Origin of the sequence: Occallatibacter sp. (assembly GCF_035317045.1) — a bacterium.
Lineage (GTDB): Bacteria > Acidobacteriota > Terriglobia > Terriglobales > Acidobacteriaceae > Telmatobacter.
In genome coordinates, this window is the sequence record NZ_DATHHT010000035.1 from 107,921 (window position 1) to 123,601 (window position 15,681).

10 protein-coding genes are annotated in these 15,681 nt (G+C 58.2%); 5 read left to right on the forward strand and 5 right to left on the reverse strand.

Features of this window, described 5'->3' with window-relative positions:
• Positions 1-15: 15 nt before the first annotated feature.
• Positions 16-939, forward strand: a complete 924-nt coding sequence (locus tag VK574_RS17315) for a glycosyltransferase family 2 protein (RefSeq protein ID WP_472801118.1) — start codon at positions 16-18, stop codon at positions 937-939.
• Here VK574_RS17315 and VK574_RS17320 read toward each other — a convergent pair.
• Complete coding sequence (locus VK574_RS17320; protein ID WP_472801119.1) at positions 936-2,243, reverse strand: ATP-binding protein; 1,308 nt, start codon at positions 2,241-2,243, stop codon at positions 936-938. The two genes, VK574_RS17315 and VK574_RS17320, sit on opposite strands and share 4 nt — an antisense overlap.
• A gap of 221 nt (positions 2,244-2,464) precedes the next feature.
• Between VK574_RS17320 and VK574_RS17325 the strand changes: the two genes are divergently transcribed.
• Both VK574_RS17325 and VK574_RS17330 read left to right on the forward strand, forming a co-directional pair.
• A complete protein-coding gene (locus VK574_RS17325; protein ID WP_472801120.1) occupies positions 2,465-3,886 on the forward strand; it encodes a sigma 54-interacting transcriptional regulator in 1,422 nt (473 codons plus the stop codon).
• Between the two features lie 208 nt (positions 3,887-4,094).
• A complete protein-coding gene (locus VK574_RS17330; protein ID WP_472801121.1) occupies positions 4,095-4,367 on the forward strand; it encodes a hypothetical protein in 273 nt (90 codons plus the stop codon).
• A gap of 145 nt (positions 4,368-4,512) precedes the next feature.
• On the opposite strand, the gene VK574_RS17335 is transcribed toward VK574_RS17330, so the two are convergent.
• Genes VK574_RS17335 through VK574_RS17345 form a run of 3 tightly spaced genes read right to left on the reverse strand, consistent with a single transcriptional unit; the run spans position 4,513 to position 10,002 of the window.
• On the reverse strand, positions 4,513-6,654 hold the full coding sequence (locus VK574_RS17335) for a hypothetical protein (RefSeq protein WP_472801122.1): 2,142 nt from the start codon (positions 6,652-6,654) through the stop codon (positions 4,513-4,515).
• Complete coding sequence (locus VK574_RS17340) at positions 6,651-7,598, reverse strand: efflux RND transporter periplasmic adaptor subunit (RefSeq protein WP_472801123.1); 948 nt, start codon at positions 7,596-7,598, stop codon at positions 6,651-6,653. Before VK574_RS17340 ends, VK574_RS17335 begins: the two co-directional genes overlap by 4 nt.
• Before the next feature lie 4 nt (positions 7,599-7,602).
• Positions 7,603-10,002, reverse strand: a complete 2,400-nt coding sequence (locus tag VK574_RS17345) for a GAF domain-containing protein (RefSeq protein WP_472801124.1) — start codon at positions 10,000-10,002, stop codon at positions 7,603-7,605.
• A gap of 134 nt (positions 10,003-10,136) precedes the next feature.
• Here VK574_RS17345 and VK574_RS17350 point away from each other — a divergent pair, with 134 nt between their 5' ends.
• Positions 10,137-10,478, forward strand: coding sequence for an STAS domain-containing protein (locus VK574_RS17350; RefSeq protein ID WP_472801125.1), 342 nt, complete (start codon positions 10,137-10,139; stop codon positions 10,476-10,478).
• Here VK574_RS17350 and VK574_RS17355 read toward each other — a convergent pair.
• Positions 10,475-12,541 carry a putative bifunctional diguanylate cyclase/phosphodiesterase gene (locus VK574_RS17355; protein WP_472801126.1) on the reverse strand — a complete coding sequence of 689 codons (2,067 nt, stop codon included), beginning with the start codon at positions 12,539-12,541 and terminating at the stop codon, positions 10,475-10,477. The genes VK574_RS17350 and VK574_RS17355 overlap by 4 nt on opposite strands.
• A gap of 525 nt (positions 12,542-13,066) precedes the next feature.
• On the opposite strand from VK574_RS17355, the gene VK574_RS17360 reads away from it, so the two are divergent.
• Positions 13,067-15,505 (forward strand): carbohydrate binding family 9 domain-containing protein, encoded by a 2,439-nt coding sequence (locus VK574_RS17360; RefSeq protein ID WP_472801127.1) that lies wholly within the window; start codon positions 13,067-13,069, stop codon positions 15,503-15,505.
• The last annotated feature ends 176 nt before the right edge of the window (positions 15,506-15,681 follow it).

A 15,681-nucleotide genomic window follows, 5' to 3' on the forward strand; every position in this document is an offset into this window, starting at 1 on the left:
GCGGGAGTTTCTCGCATGAGTGACAAACCGAGTATCGCGGTCGTCATCCTCGCATTCAACGAGTCCATTCATCTCCCGCGCGCTCTCCATCATGTAAGTAGCTTTGCCCGGGAGATCTTCGTCATCGACTCATTTTCCACCGACGACACCGTCGGCATTGCCACGGCTGGCGGAGCGCAGGTGCTTCAGCATCCTTTCCAGAACTATGCGCGCCAGTTCGAGTGGGCTCTTGAGAATGCGCCAATCACGGCCGACTGGGTCATGCGCCTCGATGCGGACGAGCTCGTCGAGCCCGATCTTGCAGAAGAGATCAAGTTGAAACTTCCCTCAATGCCCGCGGACGTGACTGGGATCAATCTGAATCGCAAGACAATCTTTCAGGGCAAGTTCATCCGCTGGGGCGGCCGATATCCTCTCACGCTTCTGCGTATCTGGCGTCGCGGCAAAGCGCACATTGAAGATCGCTGGATGGACGAACACATGTACCTCACTGATGGTCGCACGGTGACGTTTCGAGGCGGATTTGCCGATCATAACCTCTACGACCTTACCTACTTCACCGCCAAGCATAACGGATACGCAAGCAGGGAAGCGTTAGACGTGCTGAATCAGCGGCTTCACTTGTTTGAGCCCCAGCTGGCTCTCACCGCCGAATCTACCGCCACGCAGGCGAAGATCAAAAGATTCCTGAAAGAGTCCGTCTACAATCGACTGCCATTTGAGGTCTCAGCGTCCCTGTTTTTCCTATATAGATACGTATTCCAATTGGGATTTCTCGATGGTAGGCGGGGGCTGATTTACCACATTTTGCAGGGATTTTGGTATCGCTACCTCGTCGGCGCAAAACTGCGCGAACTTCAGCAGGCGGTGGAGCGAGCAACTTCACAAGAGGAGCTCCGCTCTGAGATCGCCCGGCTCACGCGCCAGAAGCTTTCCTAGTCCTTCGTAAGGAAGTAGGACTCGATCGCCCGCATAACAGTCCGGTGATTGATCTGCGGATCCTTTCCCTCATACTTCGCGGCCCAGCAAATCTGGTTGATGATGTCGCGCGGATAGCACGAACGCAATTCCTGCTTCAGCGTGCCGTGCACAAAGTCGATCAGCGTGTGCGCGACGGTGTCGTCGCAATCAATCTTGCGGTCCGTCGCGACTCTCCTGAAGATCTCGCAGAACTCCTCGTCGCTCACTTCGCCAATGTGAATCTTGCTCTGGATTCTGCGCAGGAATGCTGCATCCAGAAGCTGGGCAGGGTCGAGGTTCGATGCGAACACCACCAGCATCTCAAATGGCATTTCGATCTTCCGGCCGCCTGCCAGGGTGAGGAAGTCGATCTTTCGATCCAGCGGAACCACCCACCGGTTCAGCAGTTCATCCGGCCGCACCCTCTGGCGCCCGAAATCATCGATGATCAGCACGCCGTTGTTGGCCTTCATCTGCACCGGCCCGGTGTAAAACTTGCTCGCCGGATTGAATTGCAAATCCAGCATCTCGATCGTCAATTCGCCGCCAACCATCACCGATGGCCGCTGGCACAGCACCCATCGTTCATCATGATTCGGCGGTTCCATGTGGGACAGCCGTGTGTGCAGCGTCGGATCGTAGACGGTGATCAGCTGTCCGTCGATTTCAATCGCGTAGGGAAGCCAGACGGCATCCTCCGAGAGCACCTTCGACAGCAACTCGGCAATCGTCGTCTTGCCAACGCCCGAAGGACCGTAGAGGAAGATCGCCGCGCCGGAATTCAGCGCTGTTCCAAGCTGCCACAGAATCCGGTCGTCGAGCACCATGGATGAAAACGCCTGGTGCACCTCTGTCGGGTGAATCTCCGAGTGTGACACGCTCTGCAGCTTTACCTGGGACACATAGCTCGAGAGAGGCACAGGCGCCGGTCCTGCGTATTGGCTCTGCATCAGCAGCTCTTGCGCGCGCGTTCTGCCCTGCGACGTGATCGCAAGATTGGGAATCTGGCCGCTCAATCCGGTAACCTGGCACAGTTGTTCCGCGCGTAGTCTCTTCAGCAGTTCGCTCGCAACCTCGAAGCTGATGCGCATCAGCTTTGCCATTTCCAGCACTGAAAATGGTCCGGCAAGGTAAAGATGCTTGAGCGCGAGATCTTCCAGAACCGACTGTCGAAGGCCAACCTCCGGCATGGTTACTGGCTTGTGCGTCGGCCCCGTGGAAGGGTCGGTCTTCATGAATTCCTGCAGGTTCAGCAGTGGCTCCATCGCGTTTCCCCAAGACATAGAGTATATGTCTCATTCTTAGGAATGAATTGAAAACAGGAATATCGTTTTTGCGTCTGGCACGCCGGTAACCAGGTCACGGTACACTTGCGTGCTGTCCGGTGACACCTTGGTGCACTCTCACTCGATCGTGGAATGCCTCACTCTACCACTATTTCCAGCGATTCACTCCGGAAAAAAAGAGTTGAGGAAACGTCCAAAGTTCGTATATAGAATGCTGTATGGCCCAGGCGCAGGATGTGTCCAACACTCCTCAGGCATCCGCGGCTCCTCCCATTCCCACTGTTTGCATCGTCACGCTCGACGACGAATTCCTCGAGATCCTCCGCAATGAGCTCGTTCCCTGGGTCAGGGTCGTCGTCCGCGACAGCTACGAGGACCTGGCGAGATGGACACGGGAAAAACAGGTCTCCGCCGTCGTCCTCGATATTGACACCCAGGGAGAAGATGCCTTCGGGGGGCTTCCCGTTCTCGCCGAATTGCGCAGGCTCAACGAGGATTTCACTCTCATCTCCATCAGCCGCGCCCGTGCCCGCTCCATTGAAAAGCAGGCGCTGAGCGTAGGGGCCGATGCGCACTTCCGCAATCCGGTCGATGTTCTTGAATTGCGAATGACGCTCCTCGATACGATTCGCCGACGCGCCGAGGAGGCCGTCCGCGAGCGATCTCGCCAACAAGCATTGGAATCCAGCCGGTTCCAGGAATTCATTGGAGCCAGCGAGCCAATGCGCCTTGTTTACGACGCAATTCAGCAGATCGCCGCCAGCACAATTAACGTCCTCATCCGCGGCGAAAGCGGAACTGGCAAGGAGCTCGCCGCTCGCGCCATTGTCGCCCTGAGCCGCCGCGCCAGCAAACCTTTCGTTAAGCTCAACTGTGCTGCGCTCCCCGAAAACCTGATTGAATCGGAACTCTTCGGCAGCGAGCGCGGCGCCTTCACCGGTGCCACCGAGTCGCGTCCCGGCCACATCGAAATGGCCGACGGCGGCACGCTCTTCCTCGATGAGATTGCCACCCTCACCCTGCCGCTCCAAACCAAGCTGCTCCGCGTCCTTGAAGATCATCAGGTTCAGCGCCTCGGCGGCCGCTCCTTCCGCAAAATCGATTTTCGCCTGATCTGCGCAACCAACGAACCGCTCGAGGAAATGGCGCGCACCGGCAAATTCCGCGAAGATCTCTACTACCGGATCCATGTAATTCCTATCCAACTTCCTCCGCTTCGCGAGCGAATCGGCGACATCCCCTTGCTGTGCGACTATTTCCTCCAGATTCACTGCACCGCCAACGGCATTCGCTTGAAGCAGATCAGTGCCGACGCCCTTTCTGCGCTTGAAGAACACAACTGGCCGGGAAACGTCCGCGAACTCGAAAACCTGATCCAGAGACTCATCATCACCACACGCCACGAAGAGATCGGTCCCGGCGATCTTCCTTCACGCGTACTCGAGGGCAGCGTCGCGGTTCAGGAAGCGATCCTCCTGCCGGAGGGCGGTACCGACTTCGATGGCCAGGTGCGCCAGCTTGAGGTTGCGATGCTCACAACCGCATTGCGCCGCGCACAGGGAAGCAAAACCGCTGCGGCTCGCCTGCTCAACGTTGACGTCCAGAAGATGAAGTATCTCTGCCGCAAATACGCGCTCTAACCGACCGTGGGTTAAAAATTCACCGGTGAAAGTTTAATTTTTCAACGCTCTGATCGTGCGATGCCACAGGTACCCTGTTTTGCATGCTGTTCTAAGTTGCACAAAATAATCCCGTTAAAGTTTTTAGACCCACCGACTGTCATTTGGCACAGCGGGTGCACTATCTACGGGCGTAACGAAGTTCAATTTCACTCAGGGGGATAACACAATGGCAATCACAAAGAAGTCCTTACTCAGCAGCAGCCCGGCTTCCCAATCCAAGTCGAAGCCTCAAGTCAAGGTTGCGAGTCCCGCTGCAGCCGCCAAGTTGGCCACCGCCAGCCGAATCCAGACCGCCGGCCGAATCAATACCGCCAGGCCCGCCCACACCGCCAGGCCCGTCTTGGCGAAGACCCTGACCGCCAGCGCAACCATGCGGACCACCTTGAAAGCGACCAGAGCCAACTTTGCGAAGCTCACCACTGCCCGCATCGTCTCGTAGGACGCGTTTTATCGAATAAGCTGTTGAACCCCAAAGGCAGCATTCCGGTTGCTTCACCCGTTTCCTTGGTTCTCAAAATTGTCGAAGGGTTACTCCCCTGGAACGCAGAACGGCGATCGCATCAGCGGTCGCCGTTTCTGTTTTTTCACCAGACGTGCGCTTTCACCAGGTCCGAAACCACCATGGCGATGCGCCCGGCAAGGCTGCGTCTCATTCCGAAGAGCTTTGCCTGTCCTGACAGCCCATACATTGGATTGCCAGCCGTCGGCGGCAAGGTCACCCGCGCGCTGTAGAAGACCGGCAACTTGAATCCCCGGTACTTTTCTGCAGGCAGTATCCCGGCGGGAAGCGACACCGGGTCGCCCGCCGGTCGCGTGAGCTTCAGCCGAATCAAACCGAACTGCCCCGGCACAGCAAGCACGACCTCTGAATCCGCAGAGATCCGGCTGAACGCCGAAGTCGGGATGTAGATTCTTGCATCTCTCGCGCCTTCGGCCAGCTCCAGCAGTGGTTGTCCGCTCCCAACCTTCTCATCTACAAGCATCGAGGGATTCTGTGTCAGGATTGTGCCATCGCTTGATGCGGTGAGTTCCAGCAACGACTGCGCCTCATTTGCCAGTCCCGTCATGCGGCGCGCCGCAACTTGATCGGCAATGGCGGTGCCGGCACTTTGTCCCTGGATTTGCGCATTGAACGTCCTGAAGCGGGCACTCCTCGTTTGCGCCAGTGCCACCGATTTCATCGAGGCCGCCTCGTTGCTCGTCATCCTCAGCAGCGTTTGCCCGGCATGTACGCGCTCCCCTTCTTCAACCAGCACTTCCGCCACCCGGCCCTCCACTGCGGCGCAAATGGTGTGAGACTCTGCCGGCTCGATCACGAAGAACCCATTTTCCCGGTCGCGCCAGAGCGGCACAAACAGGAGCGCGATCAAGCCAAGCCCCGCGAAAACATACTTCGAACGCCATTGAAAACCGGACCCGAAGGTTCGCTCCCAGGCTTCAGTTAACACACGGCGCAAAGAGCGGATCCGGGAGCGAAAAAGAACGAATGTCAGTGCCGCGGAAGGAATCAGCGCAAATTCGGCAAACCATTTCGACCCTAGCCGGTACGAAAAGCGAACGACCAGAAAAAGCAGAAGGTAGCTGTACGCGCCGGAAGCGATTGCATAAGCAACAAACAGAACCACCCGCCGGCGCGGCACGATCGGCACTTCGATCGGCGCCCTCAGAATCCTGGCCTGAAACCATGCCGATAGAAATGCCGTCGATCGTTCCTTCAACTCCGGAATCTCGATGATTTCGGTCAGAAAGTAGTAGCCATCGAGCTTGATCAGCGGGTTCAGGTTAATGGCAACCGCGGCAATTCCGGTCAGAAGGATGACTTCGTATGCGAGGTTGTGGGACCATCCTCCTTCCGCGGAATTCAACCAGAAAATGATGGCTATTCCACACATCACGAGCTCGATCCAGATTCCCGCGATGATGGTTCCCAGTCGTTGGATCTTTGTCGCCGAAACCCAGCTCTCCGTCACATCCACAAAAAAGCAGGGAGCGAGGTACAAGAACATGAGCCCCATACTGTGTACCTCCCCGCCAAAGTGCTTGCAGGTGAGCCCATGTGCCGTTTCGTGCAGGAATCCGATCACCAGGATCAAAAGCCAGAACTGGGCAAAGTCGGAGAAGCTCTTCTGCGCAAAATTGAAGAACAGCGCGGTGTCCGGACCGATGAAGCGCCAGTTATCAATCACCACCGCAGTTTCGAATACAAAGAGCAGAAGAGCGACGAGTACGCACCACCAGCTGTAGATGAACCCGCCCGCGACGCGGTTGACCCAGCCAAGATATCGGTCCGGATCCCACGCGGAGAAGCTGATGTGAGCGACATTGAACTTCGACTTCGCGCGCCGTCCCCGCTGTGCCAGCAGCTTCTCGCGCATGGCGAGATTTTTTTCCTGGTGTGTCTTGTACCAGAAGTTGCACTCGTCCATCTGTGATGAGAAGACCCGAACATCTTCGACCGAAATCTGCATGCCCGTTTCTGATTCAAACGCCGCGCCGATTTCTTCGTACGATCGTTTCCCGTTAAACAGTTGAGCCAGTTGCCACTGCCACGGCTGGAATCGAAAATAGTTCGACCTGTCGCGCTGCAGGATCCCGATCACCGGTTCGCCGTCGAGAATGTCCTCATGGATAATCAGTTCCGGGTCAAGCCGTGGCGGACCGCTGCGCGTCAGCCGCGCTTGCGGAATCTCGGGAAGTGCCGCGTCGAGAGCTTCGCTCAGATTCATGGCGCCAGCCGCACCTGCATGGTCATTCCGGGCTTCAGCAGTTTCGACGGATGAACAACCGCACCGACCACCTGGATGCTGCCGCTCGCGGGGTCCACCACTGGGCTGACCCGCACGATCCGTCCTTCTTGATGGAATCCCGGAATGTCAGCCGTCGCAAACTCCAGCGGCTTTCCCGCCGTGAATGCCGCCATCGCAGTCTCGGGCACCGTAAACAACACCTCCAACGGCGCTTCCGCGGTAATCCAGAAAAGCACATCGCCCGGTTTCACCTCCTGCGCGGGACGCACGGTGCTGCGGCCAACCACTCCTGCAAACGGTGCCACGATGTGTGATTGCTCCAGCTGCACATTGGCGGCATTCAGATCCGCTTCGGATGCTGCCGCCTCCTCGCGAAACCGGGAGACTTCCGCAATGGTTTCATCTACCCGGTACTTCGCGTGCTCCCAGTTCTCTTCGCTGATGATCTTTGCGTCGCGCATGGCGTCTGCGCGGCGCAGGTCAGACTCTGCTGTCAATTGTTCCGATTGCCACTCTCGAAGCTGGGCCTGTGCTGAAGCCACCCGCGCCTTCTGCGATTCGCATGCGGATTTGAGCGTCCGGTCATCAAGCTGCGCCAGCACCTGCCCCTTCTTTACGCGGTCGCCAATGCGCACGTTGATGCCCACTACGCGGCCGTTGCGTTCTGCCGCGATGTCGGCCTGCTGTTCCGCCACCAACGGGCCAGTCGTGGTGAACGATCTTGGATCCGTCGCCTCTGCTAGAGCTGTTGACCCCGGTTCAGGTGCCGCTTTAGGCGGCGGCGTGGCTGTCGAAACCGGCGCGGCACTCGCGTCCACCGCGGCCGGATGGGAATCGCAACCTGCGCACAACAATGCCGCCGCGACAAGCGTGATCGTAACTGCGCAATACCGGCGATCCAGGCAGCCAAAAGAGGTTGTCACGCCATCACCACCCAATCCAGTTCCAAAGTGTTTGCCAGATCCACAGTGCCGGACGCCGCAGCATTACGTAGCCGGCGGGTTTCCAACCCAGCGAAATCTTCCCCCGCCCTGTCATGCCTGCACGCAAGCTCGCATCCACATTCGAGAGCGGCACCACAGCGGTAAATGTGCGCTCGCCGTCTCCCGCCTTCGCTTCCGGACTCACGACCGACACCGTTCCTCGCCAGGTTCGTTGCGGATAGCTGTCCAGCTTGATCGCTACGCTCTCCCCCGGACTCATCAACTCTGTGTCGCGCTCGGGAATCGAAACCAGCACAACCGCCGTGGAAAGATCGAGCACCTGCGCGAATGCGTCACCTGCGACCAGGTGTTTCCCCGCAGTGTTTCCAAGAGCCGGCGTCACGATGATCCCATCAATCGGTGAACGCAATTGCGCATCGTCCACTCTTGTGCGGGCGCGCTCCATCTCCGCGTGCAGAAACTCGGCCTGTTCGCGATCGGACCCCGATTGCGCCGCACCATGCGCAAGATCGTTTTGCATGACCAGCATTGCCTGTTGATACCTGGCTTCAGTCGACGCAAGATCGGCACGCCATTGCCAGTCGTTCATCGCTCCCAGAACCTGTCCCGTAGTTACGCGCTGCCCCTCACGCGCATAAACCGCTGTCACATTGCCATCGACCGGCGCGGCAATCGTCACCAGGTGCTGTGGTGCCACGACTACGTCACCTGCAAGGCGCATCGGCAACGGGCAGAACGACAGGAATAGTGCGCATTCAAGGACGATTCCGAATGTCATCCAGCGGCGGCGACGGCTGTTGAACAGGGCCCGTTTCTTCCTCACCAGCGGCTCGAGGATGCTGATCAGCGGCACTTCGCGATACAGCAGCGCATTGCGAATGGCAACCGTAGCCTGACCGGCCAGAATCTTGATCATTTCAACATGCGGCACATCAAGAAAATCAGGGTTGCCGCTTTCGTACGTCAGCACGCCCAGTCGACCCTGATCGTCGGCGAGCTGAATGGCGAAGAGCCCGCGGAAACCTGTCGCGGCAAAATACTCCGCGACCGGCGCTGGAAGGTCGGTATTGCTATTGCCCCCCTCTTCGTTCTGGCGCAGGTACAGGAGTTCGGTCTGCGACGAGAGCCAGCGCATCAACTGATTCAGCCGCTCTACTGTGATGTCGCCCAGGGGCAGAGCTGCCAAGCCCGAGACAGACTTCAACTGAAGCTTTCCCCGCTGATCGAGCGCAACGGCACAACGCTCATAGGGCAGCACGTTCTGCGGACTGTTGACAATAATTCCCAGCAGCCGATCGAGGCGCAATGTCGAGGTGATTTCGCCGCTCACATGCACCAGCGCCTTCAGGATCTCCAGCTTCCGCTCTGCCAGCACCAGGCTCGCGTTCTTGAGCGCGCTGGCGATCGTCTCTGCCATCGACATCATCAGGAACTGGTCGTCGTCGTCGAATACGCCGTCCTCCTTGTTGATGGCTTCAAGTACACCGATCTCTGCATCGTCCTGCATCAGGGGGACAAGAAGCGCATTGGTCACCGGCGCGGCCCCTGACTCCGCGGCCAGGTTGACATTGCGCGAGGCCAGGCGTTCATCGTCCGCCTCGGCAATCAGCAGCGTCTCGCCCTCCTCGGCCATGTCCGCTACATAGCCTTGGCCTGGTGATTGCGTCATGCCCGCTTCAACGGTCTCGTCGCTGCCGTGTGTCGAAATCAGCCGCAGAATCTCGCCATCGAACATCCACAGATGCATGGCCTGGCACGGCAGCATTGCTGCTGCTTTCTCCGGAATCAGCGCTGTGACCGCCTCCATCTCCAGTGTTGCATTGAGCGATTTCTCCAGGTCGTAGAGTTGCGACATCCGGTGCACTGAATCAAGCAGGTCCTGGCGCTGGGCGTCGGCACTCTCCGCCGCCAGAATTGCCACCGGTGCGAGTTGAATGACCGGAGCAATCGCCTCGAAGTCCTGCACCCTTGGCGTTCCCGAGAAAAAGAGAATCTCCACCACTCCCGCAAGTTCCTCTTCCATCAGGAGCGGAACGTACGCGATCGACGACACGGACCGCGTGATGCTCAGGTGCGCGTAGTCCTCGCGCAGAATATCGGCGGACGTGTAGACCAGAATCTCCGGCGACTCCAGGACCAGCGGAGCCATCAGCCGGTTTCCCGATCCCGCCATCTCCGGCGACGGTGAGATATCTCCGGCCAGGCCGATCACCGTCCAGGCGTTTTCATTGTCTTCATGGATAAATCGGTGTACCGCGCAGGCACAGTTCGGCAGTTGCGTCACGATAGCCGAAGCGATGATCGATGCGCGCGCAGTTGTGTCGGGCGTGGAAAGTAACATCGCGCCGACTTCAAGAGCGGCCTCGTTGACAGGTGAAATCATCCGTTCACGGGACGTGCGGTAAAAGTTAGCTTGACAATGGGGGAGATGACATTAATTCTCAGGTAGTTGAGGCTTGGAGATTAGCAAGTATTAACTCCCCATGTAAAGCGAAATCTCGCTTGGAAACAGGTGCCGTGGATCTCGATATCAAAGAATCTGGTGCAGTCTGTATCTTGAAATTGAAGGGCAGGCTGACCAGCGGCGAAGCCGTCAATCAGTTTGAGAAAGCGTTTCAGCAAACAATTGCCGGCGGACACATCTTCCTCGTCGTCGACCTTGAAGCGCTGCCCTACATCGACTCGTCCGGCATCGGTTCCGTCGTGAATGCCCTTCGCCAGACCAACAAGGTGGGCGGCTCCGTCAAACTCGTCAATCCCGCCCCGTTCATTACCAAGACCTTCAAGATGGTCGGCATTCTTTCGCTCTTCGGCGTCTACGAGTCGGAGGCTGATGCCGTCGCCTCCTGTAGCGCTTAGTCCTCGAAGAACTCGCCCAGCGGCAGCGGATGGCTGAAAAGATAGCCTTGGAACGAATGGCACCCGAGCTTCGCCAGAAACGCGCGCTGTTCCTCGGTCTCCACGCCCTCGGCAATCACCGAAAGCCCCATCGCCTTGCCAAACGAAATGATGGCCTGCGCGACTGCGCCGCTGATTGGATCCTTCAGGATCTCGCTCACAAACGCCCGATCGATCTTGATCTGGTCCAGCGGAAGGCGCTTCAAATACGTCATCGACGAGTAGCCTGTCCCGAAATCCTCCAGCGAGAATCGCACCCCGTGCGATTTCAGCTTGGTCATTCGGGCGATCACGTCCTCAACGTTCTCGCCAAACATGCTTTCGCTCAGCTCGATCTTCAGGTTGTTGGGGTTGGCGCCCGTCCGTTCCAATGCCGCCAGCACATGATCCACAAACTTCGGCTGCCGGAACTCGCGCGAACTTATGTTCACCGCGATCGAGAGATGTGCACCCTCTTTGCGGGCCGCCCACGCTGCAATCTGCAGGCACGCGGTTTCCAAAACCCAGTTGCCCAGCGGAAAAATCAAGCCCGTCTCTTCCGCCAGCGGGACAAAATCCTGCGGCGCCACCAAACCCCGCGTCGGATGCTTCCAGCGGATCAGCGCTTCCGCGCCGGTCATCATCCCGCGATCCAGTTGCGGCTGATAGAACAGCGAAAACTGATTGTCGCGAATGGCCGCGCGCAGATCCCTTTCCAGTGCCACACGCTCATTCACCGATGCCTGCAGCGCCGGCGCAAAGAAGAACATCGCGTTCCGCCCCGCCGCCTTCGCCTGGTACATCGCAATATCGGCCTGCTGCAGAACCTCGTTGGTGCTCTCGCTCTGGTTGCCGAAAACCGTGATTCCCATGCTCGACGTGGTGTGGCACTCGCGCCCTTCCAGCAGAAACGGCTGATCGATCGCGCCCAGAATTTTTCCGCCCACCGTGCGGGCCTGTGCCGCTGCAATCTCCGCTATCTGGCTCAGGTCCTCGAGAATGATGACAAACTCATCGCCGCCCAGACGCGCAACAGTGTCCACTTCACGCACGCAGGCTGCGATCCGTCGCCCCGTTTCCTGCAGCAGCAAATCCCCGATGTGATGACCGAGCGTGTCGTTCAGCGATTTGAATCCATCCAGGTCGACAAACAGCAAGGCATGCTTGCTGCCGCTCCGCATGCTTGAAATCAGGGCCTGGCGCAGACGTTCCCACAGCAGACGTCGATTCGGTAATCCCGTCAGCGTGTCATAAAACGCAAGGCTGCGGATCTTCTCCTCATCTGCCTTGGCCGCCGAAACGTCGCGAATGTACGAGATAACGCACGACTCGCCGTCAAACTCTGCGTACGATGCCGAAAGCTGGCCCCAGAAAACCTCGCCATTCTTACGCCGCAACCGCACTTCGATATCGCGGCAGCCGCCCTGTTCGTGCAGCGCTTCCGCTACCCGCAGCGTGTCGCTTTCGTCCGCCCAGATGTCCAGTTCCGTCGACGTATGGCCGATTGCCTCATCGCGGGTGAATTGCAGAATCTCAAGAAATGCCGGATTCACTTCGACGATCTTGCCGTCCTCTGCGCGTGCGATCAGCACTCCGTCGGGGCTTGTCTCGAAGGTCGTTCGGTAACGGTCGTCCTTCGCGGATACGGCCGCCTCCGCGGGGACGGCCTGCGTGGCAACCGCCTTCATGCGCTCATGAATGTCTTCCACATGCGCCAGCAAATGGGATGGCCAGCCCTCCCGATCCCGCAACAGCGACACCGTCAGCTTTGCCAACGTCAGGCTTCCATCTTTGCGGATCAGCCGGATCTCCAGGCTCAGCGCGTCGCTTGCGCCTGTCCACAGCTTCTGAAACGATGCGAGACACTGTGCCCCATCCTCATCCGGAGTGATTTCCTGCAGCATCAGGCCGCGGACTTCTTCACGCGGGTAGCCGATGATCTCGGCAAACTCCGCATTGCAGCGGAGAATGTGGCCTTCCGGCGTGGAATGAACAATCCCCACCGTTGCCTGCTCGAGGAAATTTCGGTTCTCTAAAGTAGGCATATCACACATTGAGGATTGCCGTTCTGAGTTGCTGGCGTGCTCGAATTGTATCGCTCGTGAACTTGTTTTCAATGACTTGACCCCAACTCGGCGTAGGAAAAACCGAGCAAATCGTCACCTGTCCCATGCACCACCGTAATCACGTGATCGCACCCGTTGGCGTTAAAGGTGACATTCATCCCGAAGCGGGTTCATTGTTTGTTCCGCGTGGTCCTTCACCGCTTTCGCATCCCGAGCTAAACCACTGGCCGTCGAACTATGCCAAAGATGGTTCCCCATAACTCGAAGCGCACACGCAAAGTGAATGGATCGAATAAATATATAATACGCATGAGTTTAACTGTCACAATTGCACGTTCGTTCGATTCCCTGTTTTTCGGATTGTTGTCATCGTTGTTGGAAAAGCAGCACTTCAGCCCAACGTATGCTGTCCTAACGAAACATATCTGCGCGGGCGCACAGACCCCTACAACTTATGTGTGACATTCTTGCGTGCGCATGGCAAACATCATCCGGGACCCTCGAATGATCCTTACCAAAGAGCGATTCAGGTGTGGAATTCCTCTGAACGTAACGAAGCAGAACCGGTACCCCAGTGGCTCCAGGGCACTCTTTCTTGGATTACTTCTGTGCGCACCCCTTCTGTGCGGACAGCGCTCTCTTGCGCAAAACAGCAAGCCGACCGCGGTTTCGCCGCAGATTCCAAAGGCCGCACCGCCCTCCGAATTCAAGGTTCCGCTCCTCAAGGAACCCCTCCGGCTTTCTGACTTTCCCGGCATGAAGCCCTTGCCCGCAATCAAAGACAATCTGGCCACGGTAACCGATTTCGTTCAGAACACTCCCAACGACGGTGAACCCGCTACCCAGCAGACCGACGTCTGGATCGCCCATACGCGCTCCACTCTCTATTTCGTATTCATCTGCCACGACGACCATCCCGGCTTGGTTCGCGGTCACCTCTCCCGCCGCGAAGACATTTCAGGCGACGACACCGTCTCTGTCCTCCTCGATCCCTTTGAGGACCGGCGCAGGGGTGTGCTGTTCACCGTCAACCCCGCCGGCGTGCAAGCCGATGCCGCATGGACCGACAACCCGAGCGCGGACTACAGCAGTGATCCCGATTACAGCTACGACCAGGTCTGGGAATCCGAAGCGCGCGTCACCAACAGTGGCTGGATGGCCATGATTGCCGTCCCCTTCCGCAGCCTCCGCTTCCGCAACGCCGCCTCCGACTGGGGCGTGGTCTTCTCGCGCAACCTCCCGCGCAATAGCGAACTCGACTTCTGGCCGCGCGTCTCCACCAGCATCTCCGGCGTGCTCACCCAGGAAGCCACCATGCACGGCATCGAAGGCGTCACCGGCTCCCACGACCTGCAGATCAATCCCTACGTGCTTGCCCAGAATGAACGAGAACTGATCAATCTCGATCCGCTAAACCCATACTTCAGCTCCCGCGGCCTTGAAGGCACAGCGGGTGGCGAAGCCAAGCTCATCGTCAAAGACAGCATCATTCTCGACGGAACCATCAACCCCGACTTCAGCGATGTGGAATCGGATCAGCCGCAGTTCACCGTCAACCAGCGCTATCCCGTCTACTTTCCCGAACTCCGCCCGTTTTTTCTCGAGAACGCGAATTACTTCAGCACGCCCATCGTGCTCGTCTATACGCGCAACGTCGTTCACCCCGAGTACGGCATTCGCATGACGGGAAAAGTCGGCGGCACGAACCTCGGATTCTTCGCCATCGACGATCGCGAACCTGGCGAGACCTTCGCTCCGGGCGATCCGCTCTATCACCACCGCGCCAAGTACGTCGTTGGCCGCGTCTCACAGGATCTCGGAAAGAACTCGAGCGTCGGCCTCATCTACACCGACCAGGAATTCGGCGGCGGCTGGAATCGCATCGGCGGCCTCGACTTCACCGCGCATCTCAACAAGAGCTGGACCGCGATTGGCCAGATGGTCGAGTCCTCCACCATGAGTCCGAACAACCCCGGAACCGCGCCAACCTACGCTGCCGGGCCGGCAAGTTACTTCGAAGTCCAGCGCACCGGACACGCCTTCAACCTCGACACCGTCTTCAAGGACTTCGGCACCGGCTTTCAATCGCAGCTTGGATTCATCCCCACCACCGACCTCTACAGCGACCAAAACCACCTTACCTATGTCTGGTATCCGAAGAAGAAAACGATTCAGAGCTTCGGACTCGACGCGCTTCAACTCCTCGGATGGGACCACCAGGGCAATCGCCTATACCATTACTTCACGTTTTCGCCCTACCTGACGCTTCCGCGCCAGTTGGTCTTCGCCCCGCAGCTGGGCAATAACTCCGATACCCTCGGGCCACAGGATGGATACCCGCTCACCAAAAACGTCAACTTCACTGAGAACTTTGGCGGCATGGTCGTGCGCGGAGCACCATACTCCCAGATGAATTTCAACGTTGCAGCCCTTCGCGCCGGAAACGTGAACTACAACCCGGTCGCCGGTGGCGTTCCTTCGCTGCTCAATGCCAACGAAGTCCAGTTGCAGCTGACTCTAGAGCCCGTCCGCCAGCTCACGGTAGCGAATACCTATCTGCTCGACCGCGATCACTCGGTTGCCGACGGAGCACTCGTCTACGAAAGCCAGATCTTCCGCACCAAGATCAATTACCAGTTCACGCGCTCCATCTCCGCCCGCGTGATCGCCGAATACGACTCAACGAACGCAAATCCTGCGGAGACATCCCTGCCGCGCAAAAAGCAGATCGGCACCCAGGCGCTCTTCACCTGGCTCCCGCATCCCGGCACCGTCCTGTATATCGGCTATAACAACGACCTGCAGAATCTCGATCGCTCGCTTTGCAACCGCGGCCTCACCGGCGCATGCGACCCCGACAACCCCACGCCACCCCGCGCCAAAAGCTACCTCAACGACGGCAAACAAATCTTCGTGAAGTTTTCCTACCTCTTCCGCTTCTAGGGAACCGCTCCAAAAGAGCTGTCATTCCGACCGACCCGAAGGGGAGTGGAGGAACCTGCAGTTGCTTTTTACTTCGGTGTCCCGCCCCTGCACATGGCGTGCTTCGACCAACATCGGGCACCGAGGCCGGGTGCCCCAGGTCTCGCTTTTGAGACCTGGGAAAGCAGGAACCCACG